This window comes from Flagellimonas meishanensis, assembly GCF_019880545.1.
GTDB lineage: Bacteria > Bacteroidota > Bacteroidia > Flavobacteriales > Flavobacteriaceae > Flagellimonas > Flagellimonas meishanensis.
This window is the reverse complement of sequence record NZ_JAINVW010000005.1, coordinates 1-1089: the sequence shown is the minus strand read 5'-3', so window position 1 is coordinate 1089 and position 1089 is coordinate 1. Positions and strand designations below refer to the sequence as shown.

The 1089-nt window shown below is 62.8% G+C and carries 1 protein-coding gene; it reads right to left on the bottom strand.

All coding sequences use genetic code 11. The features are described 5' to 3' along the window. A partial coding sequence (locus K7G75_RS14710; protein ID WP_222985044.1) for a hypothetical protein occupies window positions 1–1089 on the bottom strand: 1089 nt, incomplete at both ends.

The window sequence follows — 1089 nt, the reverse complement described above, 5'->3', positions numbered from 1 at the left end:
CCTCGTCGATCCTCAGGGTGTTCGTCGGGGAGTCGAAGCTCGCGGCACTGATGTCGTCGTCAGCGGCGGCGGCCAGTTCGGCGTCCGTGGCAAAGGTGGCGTCAAGGTCAACCCCGGTGGCACCGGCGGCGGCGTTGGTCAGTTCCAAAGTGGTGCCCGTCAATTGCACGTCCGAGAGCTCGTTGGTCGCGTCCATGTCAAGGTCGTTGGCGATATGGTTCGCAATGTCGGTCGCGTTGGTCGCGATGTCGGCGGTATTCGTTGCAATGTCCGTCGTATTCGTTGCGATGTCGGCAGTGTTGGTGGCGATGTCCGCAGTGTTCGTCGCGATGTCCGCGGTATTCGTTGCGATGTCGGCAGTGTTGGTGGCGATGTCCGCGGCGTTCGCGGCAACGCCCGCACTGTCATCAAGGTCGCTAAGGTCAGCGGTCACGAAGCTCGTGCCCTCGTCGATCCTCAGGGTGTTCGTCGGGGAGTCGAAGCTCGCGGCACTGATGTCGTCGTCAGCGGCGGCGGCCAGTTCGGCGTCCGTGGCAAAGGTGGCGTCAAGGTCAACCCCGGTGGCACCGGCGGCGGCGTTGGTCAGTTCCAAAGTGGTGCCCGTCAATTGCACGTCCGAGAGCTCGTTGGTCGCGTCCGTGTCAAGGTCGTTGGCGATATGGTTCGCGATATCCGTTGTGTTGGTCGCGATGTCGGCGGTATTCGTTGCGATGTCCGCAGTGTTGGTGGCTATATCGGCCGTGTTGGTGGCGATGTCCGCAGTGTTCGTCGCGATGTCCGCAGTGTTGGTGGCGATGTCGGCCGTGTTGGTGGCGATGTCGGCAGTGTTCGTCGCGATGTCGGCGGTATTCGTTGCGATGTTGGCGGTATTCGTTGCAATGTCCGCTGTGTTCGTCGCGATGTCCGTCGTATTCGTTGCGATGTCGGCAGTGTTGGTGGCGATGTCCGCGGCGTTCGCGGCAACGCCCGCACTGTCATCAAGGTCGCTCAGGTCGGCCGTCACGAAGCTCGTGCCCTCGTCGATCCTCAGGGTGTTCGTCGGGGAGTCGAAGCTCGCGGCACTGATGTCGTCGTCAGCGGCGGCGGCCA